Origin of the sequence: Archangium violaceum Cb vi76 (assembly GCF_000733295.1) — a bacterium.
In the GTDB taxonomy this organism is placed as follows: Bacteria; Myxococcota; Myxococcia; order Myxococcales; family Myxococcaceae; genus Archangium; species Archangium violaceum.
The window spans coordinates 71,573-86,591 of record NZ_JPMI01000214.1; the positions used below are offsets into that span (position 1 = coordinate 71,573).

At 70.0% G+C, this 15,019-nt stretch carries 9 protein-coding genes; 3 read left to right on the top strand and 6 right to left on the bottom strand.

What is annotated here, in order from left to right; all coding sequences use genetic code 11:
- Positions 1 to 72 precede the first annotated feature (72 nt).
- The 5 genes from Q664_RS28370 to rlmN all read right to left on the bottom strand — a co-directional run bounded on the left by Q664_RS28370 (position 73) and on the right by rlmN (position 9,602).
- Positions 73 to 2,136: a serine/threonine protein kinase gene (locus tag Q664_RS28370; RefSeq protein ID WP_160174523.1), complete on the bottom strand. Its 2,064-nt coding sequence runs from the start codon at positions 2,134 to 2,136 to the stop codon at positions 73 to 75.
- A 249-nt stretch (positions 2,137 to 2,385) separates the two neighbouring features.
- The gene (locus tag Q664_RS52765; protein ID WP_052518775.1) at positions 2,386 to 4,851 is read right to left on the bottom strand and encodes an ATP-binding protein; all 2,466 of its coding nucleotides are present in this window, start codon (positions 4,849 to 4,851) and stop codon (positions 2,386 to 2,388) included.
- Positions 4,851 to 5,822: an ABC transporter substrate-binding protein gene (locus Q664_RS28380; RefSeq protein WP_160174524.1), complete on the bottom strand. Its 972-nt coding sequence runs from the start codon at positions 5,820 to 5,822 to the stop codon at positions 4,851 to 4,853. Before Q664_RS28380 ends, Q664_RS52765 begins: the two co-directional genes overlap by 1 nt.
- A 134-nt stretch (positions 5,823 to 5,956) precedes the next feature.
- On the bottom strand, positions 5,957 to 8,389 hold the full coding sequence (locus Q664_RS28385; protein ID WP_043402638.1) for a UvrD-helicase domain-containing protein: 2,433 nt from the start codon (positions 8,387 to 8,389) through the stop codon (positions 5,957 to 5,959).
- A 124-nt stretch (positions 8,390 to 8,513) separates the two neighbouring features.
- On the bottom strand, positions 8,514 to 9,602 hold the full coding sequence (gene rlmN / locus Q664_RS28390; RefSeq protein ID WP_043402641.1) for a dual-specificity RNA methyltransferase RlmN: 1,089 nt from the start codon (positions 9,600 to 9,602) through the stop codon (positions 8,514 to 8,516).
- Between the two features lie 173 nt (positions 9,603 to 9,775).
- Here rlmN and Q664_RS28395 point away from each other — a divergent pair, with 173 nt between their 5' ends.
- The 3 genes from Q664_RS28395 (at position 9,776) to Q664_RS28405 (ending at position 13,930) form a co-directional block, all read left to right on the top strand.
- Positions 9,776 to 11,203 carry an FAD/NAD(P)-binding protein gene (locus tag Q664_RS28395; protein WP_043402643.1) on the top strand — a complete coding sequence of 476 codons (1,428 nt, stop codon included), beginning with the start codon at positions 9,776 to 9,778 and terminating at the stop codon, positions 11,201 to 11,203.
- A gap of 8 nt (positions 11,204 to 11,211) precedes the next feature.
- Positions 11,212 to 12,699 carry a glutamate-cysteine ligase family protein gene (locus tag Q664_RS28400; RefSeq protein WP_043402646.1) on the top strand — a complete coding sequence of 496 codons (1,488 nt, stop codon included), beginning with the start codon at positions 11,212 to 11,214 and terminating at the stop codon, positions 12,697 to 12,699.
- A 97-nt stretch (positions 12,700 to 12,796) separates the two neighbouring features.
- Positions 12,797 to 13,930, top strand: a complete 1,134-nt coding sequence (locus Q664_RS28405; protein WP_152622385.1) for a GGDEF domain-containing response regulator — start codon at positions 12,797 to 12,799, stop codon at positions 13,928 to 13,930.
- 229 nt (positions 13,931 to 14,159) lie between these two features.
- Here Q664_RS28405 and Q664_RS28410 read toward each other — a convergent pair.
- Positions 14,160 to 15,019, bottom strand: an 860-nt coding sequence (locus tag Q664_RS28410) for a LytR/AlgR family response regulator transcription factor (RefSeq protein WP_235216912.1), incomplete at its 5' end; no start/stop codon positions are given.

The following is a 15,019-nucleotide window of genomic DNA, read 5'->3' on the forward strand; positions in this document are numbered from 1 at the left end:
GGGAAGGCGAGGCGGGGTGACGGGAGGCGTTGGCCTCTACCACACCTCTCAACTCCCGTGCTGCCTGGGGTGTTACTCGAAGCGCTCCACGGCCCGGACCTTCTGGCTGTCGATGACCACGGCGGAGTCGGCGGGGCCGCCAACGTCTTCCCGGCGAGCACCTGGCGTTTCGTCTTCATAGGCGACCAACTCCAGGCACACGGGGTACGTCTTGCCGGAGCGTGCCCCCCGGGCCTGGGTGAAGCGGCCATACACGCGCTCCGGCCCGAGGTAGAGCCGCCCGGTGAGCCAGTAATTGCCCAACTGCCCGAGCCCCAAAACCCGCATCGACGTGGACTCGCGCACGGTGACGCGCTGGCTGGTGCCGGGTTCGCGAGGACCGAAATCCGCATAGCCCGCCGCACCGATGTTGATGCCCAACTCCTTCATCGTCTTCACGGCGCCCGGAGGGCAGTCCGCGGACCGGGGCGGGGGGCGCACCACCTGGGGCGTGCCGGTGCAGCCGGTGAGCAGCACGGTGCAGAAGCCCACCACGCACATCTCCTGGCGGCCCGGCACACAGTGCAACGCCTTGCGCCGCGACCGGGCGGCGGGCTTCTCGTCGGGCTTCGAGCGGGTGTCGTTCTCGCGGAGCATGGAAGTGAGCGCGGGGGAAGGGGCCGGGAATGCAGCCGCGCTCCTCTCAGCTTCGGACGGCTCGTCCGGCTCCGCCACTTCGCGGACGAGCGCGGCGTGCAGCGTGGGATGGCTCGTCCACCACCTGGCAGGTGCTGGCGCCTCCGGAGCGGCCGGTGCCGGCGAGCGCGCGTCCCTGGACTCCCGGCGGGAGTGCAGCGCCCATGTTCCCGCCAGCACCAGCAGTAGGGCCACGGCCACCGCTCCGGCTCGAACTGGACGCACCCACCCCCTTCCGGGCGCGGAGGACCCGCGGGCCTCGGGGACATGACTGGCCTCGGCGGCGGGCTTGGGGACGGCGGCGGCCTCGTGCGCCGACATGGGCCGGGGCGGCTCATACAGCCGTATCTCCACTGCTTCCGCCAGCGCCTCGAAGCTTCCGGCTGGCGCCTCTTCCAGCGCGGCCACTGCGGCGGCAGGTGCCTGGGGCGACGGCGCACTCCGCGCTTTCTCGCGCACCCGCCCGCGCCGGGGCATCACCGCCTTCAGCTGCTGCTGGACGCGCTCCCACGAGTCGCGGTCCACCACCTGGCCGGGGATCTCCTCCGTGGTGCGCACCTCCGGGGCGAAGGGGTCCATCAGCGGCATGTCCCAGTCCGCCCCCGCCCCCGCCAACGCCGCCTCCAGCGCTGCGGCCACCGCGTCCATGTCCGCCAGCCTCTCCCCGGGCTCCTTCTCCAGCATGCGCAGGCACACCTGATTGAGTGCCACCGGCACCCGCGGGTTGCGCTCGTGCGGCGCCAGCGGCGGGCGGGTGCGGATGTCCTCCACCATGCGCGGGTTGCCCATGCGCGAGCCGAAGGGCAGCCTGTCCGTCAGCAGCTCGTACAGCGTGACGCCGAAGGCCCACACCTCGTCGGCCACGCCCGGCTGGTAGCGCGCCTCCTCCTCCGGGTGCTCCCGGAGGAAGCGGTACGTCTCGGGGCTGGTGTACTCGGGCGTCCCCGGCGGCAGCCGCCTCATGCGCGGCAGCGTGGCGCGGCCCTCCAGGTGGCCCACCCCGAAGTCCACCCACACCGGCCTTCCGTCCGCCTCCCTCACCAACAGGTTGTCCGGTTTGATGTCTCTGTGCAGCACGCCCCGGCGGTGCACCACCGCGAGCGCCCGCGCCGCCTCCAGCATCAGCGTGGCGCTCCCGCGTGCCGAGGGGTTGTGCTCCAGGGCATGTCTCAACAGCGTCCGGCCCTCCACGTACTCCATGACGAGGTAGAAGTAGCCCTCCTCCGGGTACGGCCAGCGCCCATGGCCCAGCACCCGCACCACGTTGGGGTGCTCCAGGTGGCGCAGGATGTCCAGCTCCAGTTCCCCCGAGTGGCTCACCGGCAGCGAGCGGAAGAACTTGAGGACATAGGAGCGGCCCTCCCACCCGGCCAGGAAGACGTGGCCCTGGCCGCCCTGGCCCAGCGGGCCCACCACGCGGTACTGGCCCACCTTTTCATCGGGCTGGGGCAGTCTGTACACCCACGCTCTCTTCACCGGGGTTACCTCCGAAGTCCGGAGGCTAACATGACCCGTCGCCTCCTCCCCTCTCGGAGGGCGGGGTGGAATCGCTTCACCGAGACGGGCTCGCCGGGGCGAAGCTCAGCCCATGGGACGAGCTCCTGTTCCGCGTGTTTCACGACGCGGGCTCCAGGCGGGTGCTGGCCCGTTCCAGGTGTAGATATCTACACCTGGTGTGGGTATTTTCGTTACATCTTCATGTGTAGATATCTACACCTGAAGCCGCTCCGAGCCTTCTGGGCGAAATCCCCGCTCATCCCGGGCCGGCTCGAGTGGCAGCTCCAGGGTGAAGACGGCACCGGCTCCCGGCCGGCTCTCCACGTGGATGTCGCCGCCGAACGCGCGGGCGATCTCCCGGGAGATGTAGAGGCCCAGCCCCAGTCCGCCGTACTGCCGCGTGGACACCGCCCGCTCGAAGCGCCCGAAGATGCGCTCGAGATCCTCGGGCGCGATGCCGATGCCGTGGTCCCGGATGCTCCAGCGTGCGCGCCCTCCCGCGGAGGTGACGTGGAGCTCCACCGGGTGGCCCACGCCGTACTTCAGCGCGTTGGTGATGAGGTTGGTGAGCACCTGCTCCAGGCGCATCCGGTCCCACCGGCCGGTGGTGGCGCCCGCGGTGGTGACGCGCAACGTGCAGTCAGCGGCCCGGGCCTGCTCGGAGAAGCGCTCGGCCAGGTCCCGCGTCAGCTCCACCAGGTCCACCTGCTCCAGCCGCAGGCGGAGCCGTCCGGAGGTGAGGCGGGAGACGTCGAGCAGATCATCGACGAGCTGGGACAGGCGCCTCTCCTGGGCGAGCGCCTTGTCCACCTTGGTCATGAGGCGCCCGGTGCCCGCCCCGTCACCCCGGGTGGCCAGCGCGCGCTGGAGGGTCTGAAGGTGCAGGCGCAGGGGCGTGAGGGGCGTGTGCAGCTCGTGGGAGGCCACGGAGAGGAAGTCCTCGCGCAGGCGCACCGCCTCCTGGGACTGGCGGTAGAGCCGGGCGTTGTCCATGGCCACCGAGGCGCGGCGGGCCAGCTCCCGGGCGAGCGCCAGCTCATGCGGGCCGTACTGGAAGCCCGGTGTGTCCGAGACCAGCAGCAGGGCCGCCAGCGTCTGTCCCCGCACGGAGATGGGAAGCGCGATGGCGGTCCGCGTCCCGAGCCGCCGCAGCAGCTCCGGGTAGCGTGCGCCGGAGTCCCCGGCGTGGCGCAGGGCCGCGAGGGCCTCGTCCGCGAGCAGGGGCCCGCCGGTGCTCAGCACCCGCACGGTGGGTTGGAGCGAGCTCCAGTCCGGAGCGGTGAGCTCCGCCAGCTCCCGCAGCAGCTCCTGCCGGGCCGGCTCCTGGTGTACCCAGGCCGCGCGGTGCAACTGGCCCACGTCATCCACCCTGTCCACGAGGCACCACTGGCCCAGTTGGGGAACGGCCAGCCGTGCCACCCGCTCCAGCGTGTGCGTCTCGTCGTGCAGCTCCGCCAGTTGGGTGCTGGCCTCGATGAGGAAGTGCTGCGTCTCCTCGGCGCGCTTGCGCGCGGTGATGTCCACGAACGTCGACACGATGCCCACCTGCCCGCCGCCCTCGCGCATGGGGTACGACCAGCGCTCCACCGGGAACCACGTGCCGTCCTTGCGCCAGATGAGATCGTCCTCGTCGTGGTCCTCGATTCCCCCGTGCAGGGCCATCAGGATGGGGCACTCGCTCCGGGGAAAGGGCGAGCCATCCGCGCGCGAGTGGTGCCACAGCAGGTGCGCATCCTGGCCCAGCAGCTCTCCGGCGTCCGTGTAGCCGAGCATCCGCAGCGCGGAGCGGTTGACGAAGGTGCAGCACCCCTGGAGGTCCAACCCGAAGATGCCCTCCGCGGCCGAGTCGAGCAGCAGCCGGATGTGGGACTCGCGCTCCTCGAGCTGGGACTGGGTGGTGCGCAGGCGCTCGGCCATCTCGTCGAAGGCGCGCCCCACCATGGAGAGCTCGTCGCGCCCGGTGAGCCCGCCGCGGGCCTCCCAGTCGCGCGCGGCGAAGCGCTGGGCCGTGGTGACCAGCCGCGCCACCCGGCGCGTGAGGACGAAGTGGAAGAAGAGCCAGAGCAGTCCCGCCAATACCACCAGCAGGGCGCTGCGCTGTACCACGCTCGCGCGCACCTGGTCGCGCGCCTGATTCTTGGGGGCGGACAGGTCCCTCTGCACCACGAGCATCCACACCCGCTCGGCGGTGGGCTCGCCGGCGTCACCGGACACCCGCACGGGGTAGCGGGCCACGAGGTCCTCTCCATCCGCGGTGGTCTGGATGCTGCCCGCGAGGTGCTCGTGGGCCCGCTGGACGAGTGGCTCCACCTCCGGGGTGAACAGCTCGGGATGGAGTGCCCGGCCCGGTTGCCCTATCTCCACGCGCCGGGTCGAGGCCACCACCCGGCCGGTGTCGTCCAGCAGCAGCGCGGCCTCGATGTGGGGATCCGTCCCGAGGCTGGCGACCTCCTCCTGGACGCGCTCGAGCTTGCGCAGGTTCAGGAGGATCTCCAGGTGATCCTGCTGCTCGCCCATGCGTTGGGTGAGCTCCTGGCGGGTGAACTCCTCCACCCGGTGGCGGGCCAGGCGCGTGTTCTGATGCAGATCGTACAGGCCCACCGTGATGGCGAAGAGCAGCAGCACCGCCGGGATGGTGATGCGCAACGGCGGAAGGGGCGGCAGCCGGGCGCGCTTCATCACCGGACCTCCTCGAGCACCTCGAGGGAGCGCACGTCCAGCAACCGCTCGGGCCGCACCGGTTCCTCGAGCAGTCCCCGCTCCAGCATGAACCCCTGCAGGCGATGCGCCGGGCCGAGGAGGGGAGAAGAAGGGGGATGGAGCAGGGCGTGGTTCTCCTCCAGGGTGGGGTGCCGCAGCAGCTCCAGCATGGAGGCGAGCTCCTCGGGGCTCGTGTCGAGACGCGGGCTCATCCGGGTCACCGCGTCCGCCGGGTGCTCGGCCAGGTGGCGCAAGGCCTGGAACCAGGCCTGGAGCATGTGCCGCACCCGCTCCGGGCTCTCCTCCAGCACGTCCTCCCGCACGACCAGCAGGTCCACGAGCTCACCCGGCAGGTGGCTGCTGTCGAAGAGCTCATGGGCCCCTCTGGCCCGCAGCCTGCTCACGAAGGGCTCGAAGGTGACGACGGCGTCCACCTGTCCCGAGGCATAGGCGTGCTCATGCTGGTCCGACGGCAGGGGGCGGATCTCGATGTCCGAGGGACTCAGGCCCGCCTTCGCCAGGGCCTGGCCCAGCAGGTACGTGCTCACCGACCGAGCCTCCACCGCCACCCGCCTGCCGCGGAGTTCCTCGAGCCGGCGCACCTCCGGCCTCGCGAGGAGGGCATCCGCGCCGTGCGAGTAGTCCATGACGAGCACGATCCGGGGCTCGAAGCCCTGCTGTTGGAGCTGGAGGGCCATGTCGAGCGTGACGCTCACCGCGTCGATCCTCCCGTTGCGGAAGTCGCGGTCGACCTCGCCCAGGGAGGAGTACTCGACCAGGCGGATCGAGCCGTCGTCGAGGTAGCCGAGGTCCCGAGCGAGGAAGAGAGGCTCGCTTCCCGGCCAGAGGAAGGTGCCAACGCGCAGGGGTTGCTCCTCCACGGGCGCGCAGGCGGACACGAGCACGAGGAGGGACAGCAACGGACCGGACACCCTGACGAGGCTTCGCACGGAGATTCTTCCTGGAGCACCTCGTCAAACGCTTGGGTCGCGGAGGGGGGGCCGCAAGGCTCCCCGGGCGGGCACACCGGGAAGCGTCGCTCCGTCCGGCGGCCCCGGCGCGAGGCCTGTTGCCCAGGCGCGAGTCAGCCGCGCATGTCCACGGCTCCGCCCATGGCGGAGATGAACTCACTCGGCTCTGTTCCATGCCAGAGCAGATGGAGTGACCGCTTGCACCGGGACATGGCAACGACGAATAGCTTCAGGTCATCCTCGCGGCGCTGCTCCCGGTACACCTCACTCTTGACGCCCTTGAAGTTAGGAAGGCGATCCCTGTCCGCGCCGACGATGACGCAGACCTCGAATTGCTGCCCCTTGACCTGACGGGCGGTGCTGACCGTCACGGCCTTGCTGGAGGTCCGCTTACCGTCCCCCATGAGCCGGTGAACGGCGACCTCCGAGCGCTTCAGTTGGTCCGAGACCTGCTCCATCAGTTCCTCGTCGAAGCCGATGACTCCGATGTCCGAGGGCTTCGTTCCGTTGCGGATGCTCCCCCGGATGATGTCACGCACTTGGTCGAGCATGGTCGCGGCAGACGAGAATCCGCATGCGACAGGACGCTCACCCGTCCCTTCGCTCCCCGAGGAGAACGCGCCCCAATTATCAACAAGACCCAATGTGGGGTAGTTGCCGAGCAGTTGCTGGAGAGCGGCCACTATCTGCCGGGTACTCCGGAAGTTCTGCTCCAGCCGCGTCCCCTGGAAACGAGCCTCCGTGTCGAACCCGATGTCTCGTAGGCTGGGGTAGCGGGAGTAGACGGCCTGGGCCTCATCGAAGCACATCATGAATCCCTCGGGGCGTTTCACCAGGTGCCGCAAGAGCGTGAGCTGGTTACGGAAGAAGTCCTGCGCCTCATCAAGGATGAGGTAGTCGAATCCCTGCTCCGGCTTGCGGTACTGTTGCCAGACCGTCTTGGTTACCTCCTTGATGGCATCATTGGTGAGGTCGTCCGAGTCCACGAAGCCCAGGGTCCTGAGCGCGTCGTTGTAGATGCTGGCGATCTCCCACACGAACTTCTTGAAGGCCTTCTCCGTGTTCGCCAACCACCATCCGGGTGGGCGCTTCTCGGTGAGGTAGGACGAGAGATCCACGATGTCACGGGCCTTGATGAATTGACTGATTTCCGTCTCGATTTCCCAGAGCCCGTTCTTGCTCTTCATGTCGAACAGGGCCCACAAGTGGTCGTACTCAGGCCCTCGCAGGCGTTTGCGCGCTTCATCCACGGCGAGCTCGATGGCCGCGCGCCGGTGGGAATCGCCCTTCTCGGCCCTATAGGGTGCCAGGGGCTCCACCTTCAGTTCATCCACCTTGACGAATCGGGCACACCAGTCGTGGAGGCTGGTAATGACGATGTGCTGTGGAGAAGTGTCTTCCAAGAATGGATCCAGCCCCAGGGCCAGCATCTGCTCGAAGATCCTCCCTCCCAGGTCGTGATTGAACACGAAGAAGCCAACTCGGACCGGTTGCCCCTGCTCCTTGGCGCGGCGCGCCAGCATGCCCGCGCGCATGACGGCAGTGAATGTCTTGCCCGTGCCGGGGCCGCCCTGGAGCCGGATGGGCACATCGCGCCCAAGGTTGACTACGTTGATCTGCTGGGACGTCAGCAGGGCCATGGCGGCCTCGTAGGAGCGCGCTCCATGCGCGCTGCGGGAACTGGTCGTGAGTTGGTAGACCTCCAGGGTGGTCAACTTTCGTTCCCGGCGGCGTGCCTCGGAGTGTAGCCACTTCGTGAAGGCTCGCTCGATGGGTTCGTATTGCTCATCCGTGACCTGCCCCATGATCTCAAGCAGGTCATCCTCTCCGCGCATGGAGAGGATGTGGCGCATGGTTCCATCGTTGGTGATGCCTTGCTCGCGCAGTTGATTGAGAGTGATCCACCCATCCCGTAGGGGAGCGGGTACGGGGACCGGTTGTTGCTCCACTGGCCGTACCAGAGGAGGGAGTCCCTGCTGGGCGTCTAGCGCGGCCTCATTCAGCTTGTTCCATGCGGAGAGCTGTTGAGGCGTGGGCTGCCGGATCGTGGCCGAGTTGGTGTGGGTGGACCAGAGATCTGCGTCGAAGAGTCCGAGGACGGTCGACAGGTTGGAACCCTCGACCGTGAAGTGGAGCCGATGGTATCCACCGGGTACGAAGATGGTATGGACGCTCTGCTGGCGGAGGTACTTGAGACCAGCGCGCTCCCGAGATTCCTGGATGTTGGCGATGTCCAGAAGACGCTTGTAGAGCGTCTCCCAATCTTTGTGGTCCAGAAACTCGTCGACAACATGGCCCGGTAGGATGAGCGACCGCCACGGCTGGAGGGGGGGACGCTCTCGCGTCGGTGCCACGTCGAAGAGCGCATACACGTTCTCCAGGACTGCCCCTGCGAGGAACCGCTTTCCCGCGACCTCGAACTTCACGCCGCCGCTGGTCGCAGCTGGCGGATTGCTGTCGAGGTGAAGAATGGCGTCGGCCAGGACCGAATGCCCCTGTTCTCCCAGGGCACGTAGGACGTTCTCTCCAATCCAGATGGTGTTCATGCAGTCTCTGCTCTCGGGCCATTGGCGCGAGAAGTAGTGGGGGCTGGTGTTCTTGTGGCGTGAGGACGTTGGCGTGCCTTGGCTGTGAAGGCCAGGACGCCTGGGGTCTACGAAGGCGAGCCCGTCAGGACACGGTGGGTTGCGGGCTGCGGCGCGGGCGCTCCACGGCGGCCTTGAGCTGGCCGCAGCCGGCGTCGATGTCGATGCCGCGGCGCTGGCGCACGGTGCTGGGCAGGCCGTAGCTGGCGAGGATGTCCTGGAAGGCGCGCACGGCGTCGGGGCCGCTGGGCCGCTGGGCGTAACCCACCGTGGGGTTGAGCGGGATGACGTTCACGTGCGCGTCCATCCCCTTGAGCAACTGGCCCAGGGCGTGCGCCTGCTCGGGCGTGTCGTTCTTCCCGGCGATGAGCGCCCACTCATAGAAGATGCGGCGCTTGCGCTTCTCCGAGTAATAGCGGCAGGCCTCCATCAGCTCGGCGAGCGGCCACTTGCGCGCCGCGGGCACCAGCGCGCCGCGCTCCTCCTCCGTGGCCCCGTGCAGGCTGACGGCGAGCTGCACCGGCCGATCCTCGTCCGCCAGCCGCCGGATGCCGGGCACCACCCCCACGGTACTCAGGGTGATGAAGCGCGGCCCCAGCGCCAGCCCCAGTTGGTCCACCAGGATGTCCACCGCCTCCAGGGTGCCCTCGTAGTTATGGAGGGGCTCGCCCATGCCCATCAGCACCACGTTGCGCAGCGACTCGTTCGTCTCGCGGAGGATGCGGGTGACGTGCAGCACCTGGCCGATGATTTCCCCGGGCGTCAGGTGGCGCACGAAGCCCATCTGCCCGGTGGCGCAGAAGACGCAACCCATGGCGCAGCCGGCCTGGGTGCTGAGGCACACCGTGGCCCGGCCCTTGAACCGCATGAGGACCGTCTCCACCGTCTGCCCGTCACGCAGCCGCAGCAGCAGCTTCCGGGTGAAGCCGTCGGAGCTGAAGACCTCGTGGTGGGTGGTGGGCCGCTCCAGGCGGGTGCGCTCGCGCAGGGCCTGGACCAGGTCCGGCCGCAGCCCGGTGAGGGCGTCGAACGATTCCACCTGCTGGCGGTAGAGGGCCTCCCACAGCAGGTCGCGGTGGTAGGCGCTGTAGCCCCAGCCAGCGAGCAGCTCGCCGAGGGCGGCGCGGGGCAGGTCGTACAGGTTGACCAGGGGGGTGGGGGGCGTGGGCTGCATCGTCACGGAGCGATAACACACCTGGGCGCCCGGCTCATGGGGGGCGGGCGGCCGGGCAGGCCCCGGGCCGGCCTCTCCTCCGTCCCTCCAGAACCAGAATCGTGCACGGCCGCCTGCGGCCTGGACAGTCAAGGGGGGATGTGGGAGCCGCCCTCAGGGTTTACTGTCGGGGTGTGAGATTCGAGCAGCCGTGGGATGTACTGGTGGTCGGTGGAGGTGCCAGCGGCACACTGCTGGCGGCACAGCTCTTGAGGAAGGCCTCGGGGCCCCTCCGGGTGGCCCTGCTGGAACGCACGGGGCGTGTGGGTCCCGGCCTCGCCTACTCCACGGAGAACGCCAGCCATCTGCTCAACGTCCCCGCCGGGAAGATGAGCGCCTTTCCCGAGGATCCCGAGCACTTCCTCCGGTGGCTCCGCCGCCTCGAGCCGGACACGGGCCCGGGTGATTTCGTCCAGCGCAGGCGCTACGGCCAGTACCTGGAGGCGGTGCTGCGCGAGGCGCGCGAGGGCGCGGCCCCCGGGGTGGGCCTGGAGCTCCTCCAGGGCGAGGTGCTGTCCATCTCCCAGGAGGGAGCCGGCGCGAGGGTGGCGCTGGCCCGGGGCCCGGTGCTGGAGGCGAGCACGGTGGTGCTGGCGGTGGGGAACGCCCTGCCCGCGGACCTGCCGGTGGCGGACGGGGGCCTGTACGCGAGCCATCGTTATATCCGCTCGCCCTGGCTGGAAGGCGCGCTGCGTCGTGTGCGGCCCCACCATTCGGTGCTGCTCATCGGTACGGGGCTGACCATGGTGGACACGGTGCTCTCGCTGGCCGAGCGCAACCACGAGGGCCGCATCCACGCCCTCTCCCGGCACGGGTTGCTCCCGCAGGTGCACCGGCCCGGCGTGGTGCCGGGCACGCCCGTGGCCGTGGCCGAGCCCCACCGCGTCCGCTCCCTCCTGGGCGCGCTGCGCCACCACTCCCGGCACCCGGGCGAGGGCGGGGACTGGCGCGCGGTGATGGACTCCCTGCGGCCGGTGACGGCCTCGCTGTGGCGCGGCCTGCCGGAGCCCGAGCGCCGCCGCTTCCTGCGCCACCTGCGCTCCTTCTGGGACGTGCACCGCCACCGGATGGCGCCCGCGGTGAACGACACGCTCGAGCAGCTCCAGCGTGCCGGCGTGTTGCGCATCCACGCGGCCCGCGTGCGTGGCTTCCAGCTCTCGGACGAGGGCTGGGTGCTGGCGCGCGTCCGGCCCCGGGGCTTCTCGCGCGAGGCCACGTTCCGCGTCCAGCACGTCATCAACTGCACCGGCCCCGATGCCTCCATCGGCCGGGGCCACCCGCTGCTGCGCGGGCTGCTGGAGTCCGGGCTCGCCCGCGCGGACGCGCTGGGGCTCGGCCTGGCCACGGACGAGGAGGGCGCGCTGCTCGACGCGCAGGGCCGCGCCTCCTCCATGCTCTTCACCCTGGGCCCCCTGCGCCGGGGCGAGCTGTGGGAGAGCACGGCCATCCCCGAGATACGGGTGCAGGCGCTCTCCCTCGCGCGGCGGCTGTTGGAGCAGCTCGCCTCCCGCCCGGGCGTGTCCGCTTCCGGGTCCGCTCCTCAACCCACTCCCTTCCCCTAGGGCTCCATATGGGACTTCAAATCCAGAAAGAGACCTTCGAGCCCGAGGAGTACGAGCGCTTCGGCCAGCGTCTGGCGGACAGCCTGGAGGCGCTCCGGGAAATCCTGGCGCGTCCCGGCTTCGGCGTGGGGCCGCGCACCATTGGCGCCGAGCTGGAGATGTTCCTGGTGGACGCCGCGGGCTTCCCGCTGCCGGTGAACCGGCAGGTGCTGGGCCAGACGATGGACCCGCGGGTGACGGTGGAGATCGACCGCTTCAACCTCGAGTGCAACCTGCGGCCGGGGCCGCTGGCGGGGCGGCCCTTCACGGCGATGCGCGAGGAGTTCGAGAGCGCGCTGGCCGAGGTGCGGCGCGCGGCGGCCACGCAAGGGGCGCGCGTGGCGGTGATGGGCATCCTCCCCACGCTGCGCGAGAAGGACCTGGGCATGGGCTCGATGACGGCGCTCCCGCGCTACCGGGCGCTGTCGGCCGCCATCCGCCGCCGGCGCCGGGAGGAGCCGCTGCGCGTGGTCATCGGCGGCGAGGACACGCTCACCCTCGAGTGGGACGACGTGACGCTGGAGGGCGCCAACACCTCGCTGCAGTACCACCTGCGCGTGGACCCGGCGGACTTCGCGAACATGTACAACGCGGCCCAGCTGGCCACGCCGGTGGTGCTCGCGGTGAGCGGCAACTCGCCCTTCCTCCTGGGGCGGCGGCTGTGGGACGAGACGCGCGTGGCGCTCTTCCGCCAGGCGGTGGATGACCGGGGCGAGCCCCAGTCCGAGGCGCCGCAGCACGGGCGCGTCACGTTCGGCCATGGCTGGGTGCGTCAGGGCGCGCTGGAGCTGTTCGCCGAGTCGGTGGCCCTCTATCCGCCGCTGCTGCCGGTGCTGGGGCCGGAGTCCCCGCTGGAGTGCCTGTCCCGGGGCGGATTGCCCCGGCTGGACGAGCTGCGGCTGCACCAGGGCACCGTGTGGAGCTGGAACCGCGCCATCTACGACCCGAGCGACACGGGCCACGTGCGCATTGAGCTGCGCGCGCTGCCCGCGGGCCCCACGGTGGTGGACATGCTGGCCAACGGCGCGCTGCTGCTGGGCCTCACGCTGGGGCTGAGCTCGGACATGGAGGCGCTGTTGCCGGGGCTTCCCTTCTCCTGCGCCCGGGGCAACTTCCTCCGCGCGGCGAAGGAAGGGCTGGACGCGAAGCTGCTGTGGCCCGAGCGCCACGCGCCCTCTCCGCGCCTGGTGTCCGCCGGGGAGCTGGTGGAGCGGCTGCTGCCGGTGGCCCGCGCGGGGCTCGTGGACGCCGGGGTGGCCTCCGAGGAGGCGGACGAGCTTCTCTCCATTGTGCAGGCCCGGGTTCGCGCGGAGTGTACCGGGGCACGCTGGCAACGGAAGATGTTGGCCCGGTTGGAAGCCCACATGCCTCGGCAGGACGCTCTGGCGGCCCTGCTGGAACGTTACATGCTCCTGGCTTCGTCCGGCAGGCCGGTCCACGAGTGGCCGCTGGACTGAAGTGGGCGGAATCCCGCTTCGAGACTTGCGGCCTGCCCCCTTCCTTTGCGACGCTCGGCTCCGTCTTCCATGCCCCTCGTTGCGTTGGTCTGCCCTGGTGAGTGAGCCTGTTGCTGCGAAGGTCCTCGTCGTCGAGGACAACCGGACGATGCTGGCCTTGATGCAGTACTACCTGAGCAAGGACTTCACGGTGTTCCTTGCCCGGTCCGCTGAAGAAGCACTTGAAGTCCTCCAGCGGGAACAACTGCACGCGGTCGTATCGGATCAAAATCTTGGTGACGGGCTGATGGGGGTCGACCTCCTCAAGCGCGTCGCCGAGCTACAACCCCATGCCGCGCGCATTCTGGTGACGGCGTCCCAGAAGCTGGAGGACGCGCAGAAGGCCATCAATGAAGCGCGAGTGAACCACTTCCTCACGAAGCCGTTCACGGAACAGGAGTTGAAGAACACGGTGGGCCAGGCGGTCCACAACGCCGCCCTGCTGTCCATCCGCGACAAGATGGTGCAGGAGCTCAAGGACCAGCTCGGACTGGGCCGGGGAGGTGCCGGCAAGCCCGCCGCGGGCAAGCCGGGAGCGCCGGGTGCACCGGGAGCTCCAGGAGCGCCCGCCGCGACGCCCCGGCCCAAGACGGCGGAGCCCCAGAAGGCGGATGCCAAGGGCGCCGCCTCCCAGTCGCTCATCCCCGAGAGCGAGCGGCTGGCGTTCCGCGACGGTCTGACGAGCCTCTACAACCACCGCTACTTCCAGGAGGCGCTGAGCGCGGGCCTCCTGAGTGCGCGGCGGCGGGAGCAGAAGCTGGCGCTGGTGCTCATCGACATCGATGGCTTCCGCCGCTTCAACCTCTCGCGCGGCTACGCCGAGGGCGACAAGCTGTTGCGCCGGGTGGCGCAGATGGTGACGGACATGATGGAGGATCCCGTCACCCACGCCCGGAGCGACAACTCCTCGGAGATCGCCGCCCGGTACGACTGGGACGTGTTCGGCGTCATCCTCTGCAATGCCGACGTGGAGCGGGCGCGTACCTACGCCGAGAAGCTCCGCAAGGCGGTGGAGGAGCTGGACTTCCCGGAGGGGACCGGCAGCGACGTGGGCGAGGTGACGGTGACGGCCGCCGTGGCCGTCTTCCCGGACCAGGCCCGCAACGAGCAGGAGCTCATCTCCGCCGCGGAGAAGGCGCTGCGCTCCTCCAAGGCGAGCGGTCCCAACCGCGTGGTGTTGGCTCCGCGCTAGTTGCTCCGCCCACGTGTCGGTGGGCGGACAGGTGCCCGACAGGGCCGGCTGCGTGCCGGCCTCCTCCCAGGGATGGTGGCTCCCACCCCCTTCCCTGGGAGAGTCGAGCCATGAAGATGTCCGTTGTGAGGCCTCCAGGCGGGGGACGCCGATGCGTATGACGACCCGGACTCGTGCCAGCGGCTGATGGTTCGGCCTGTCGCCCTGAGCCCGTCTGGGAGTCACGGCCTCACGGGCCGGACTCGTCCTCGGTGCCGCGGCGCAGGCCGAGCATGCGCCGCAGCTCGCGGGCGGACTGGCGGCTCACCTCCACCGTGTGGCCGCGGGCGGTGCGAGCGAGGTAGCCGCCCGTCTCCAGCGGCTCCAACCGGGTGACGTGGGCGAGGTTGACGAGGGCGCGGCGGTGCACCCGGTAGAAGCCCTCGGTGGGCAGCCGGTCCACCAGCTCCTGCAGGGTGAAGTCCGTGAGGAAGTCCCCTTGCGCGGTGAAGACGGTGACGAGCTCGTCCTCGAGCGTGGCGTGGGAGATGGTGCCGGGGTCCACCAGGACGATGCCCTGGCGGGTGGGGATGGGCAGGCGGGCCAGGGGCCGCGCGAGCTGCTCGATGGCGGAGCCCTTGCCCGGCTCCGGGGCCTTGGCGGCGAGCCGGACGCGCACCCGCTCCAGGGCCTTCTGCAGGCGCGAGGCCTCGACGGGCTTGAGGACGTAGTCGACGGCGCCGTGCTCGAAGGCCTCCACCGCGTGGTCGGCGTGGGCGGTGACGAGGATGACGTGGGGGCCGCCCGAGGGCAGCAGCGCGAGCGCGTCCATGCCGCTGAGCCCGGGCATGTGGATGTCGAGCAGCACCACGTCCACCCCACCGGCGCGGACGGCCTCGAGCACCGCCTCGCCATCGGCGGCCTCTCCGTGGACGGAGACATCGGGGAAGGCCGTCAGCAGGCGCGAGAGACGCTTGCGGGCGACGAGCTCGTCATCGGCGATGAGGACGGACAGGGGAGGGCTCACGGGGCCGAGTCTAATCCCTTCAGCGAGGGCCGCGAAGGCTGGGGACCCGCGCTGACACTCGCGGCCATTTCCCCTCGCCCTCC

Excerpts from the sequence above, each read along its gene's own strand:
- Q664_RS52765 (WP_052518775.1), bottom strand. The coding sequence starts at position 4,851 with ATGAAGCGCGCCCGGCTGCCGCCCCTTCCGCCGTTGCGCATCACCATC.
- Q664_RS28385 (WP_043402638.1), bottom strand. The coding sequence starts at position 8,389 with ATGAACACCATCTGGATTGGAGAGAACGTCCTACGTGCCCTGGGAGAA.
- rlmN (WP_043402641.1), bottom strand. The coding sequence starts at position 9,602 with ATGCAGCCCACGCCCCCCACCCCCCTGGTCAACCTGTACGACCTGCCC.
- Q664_RS28400 (WP_043402646.1), top strand. The coding sequence starts at position 11,212 with ATGGGACTTCAAATCCAGAAAGAGACCTTCGAGCCCGAGGAGTACGAG.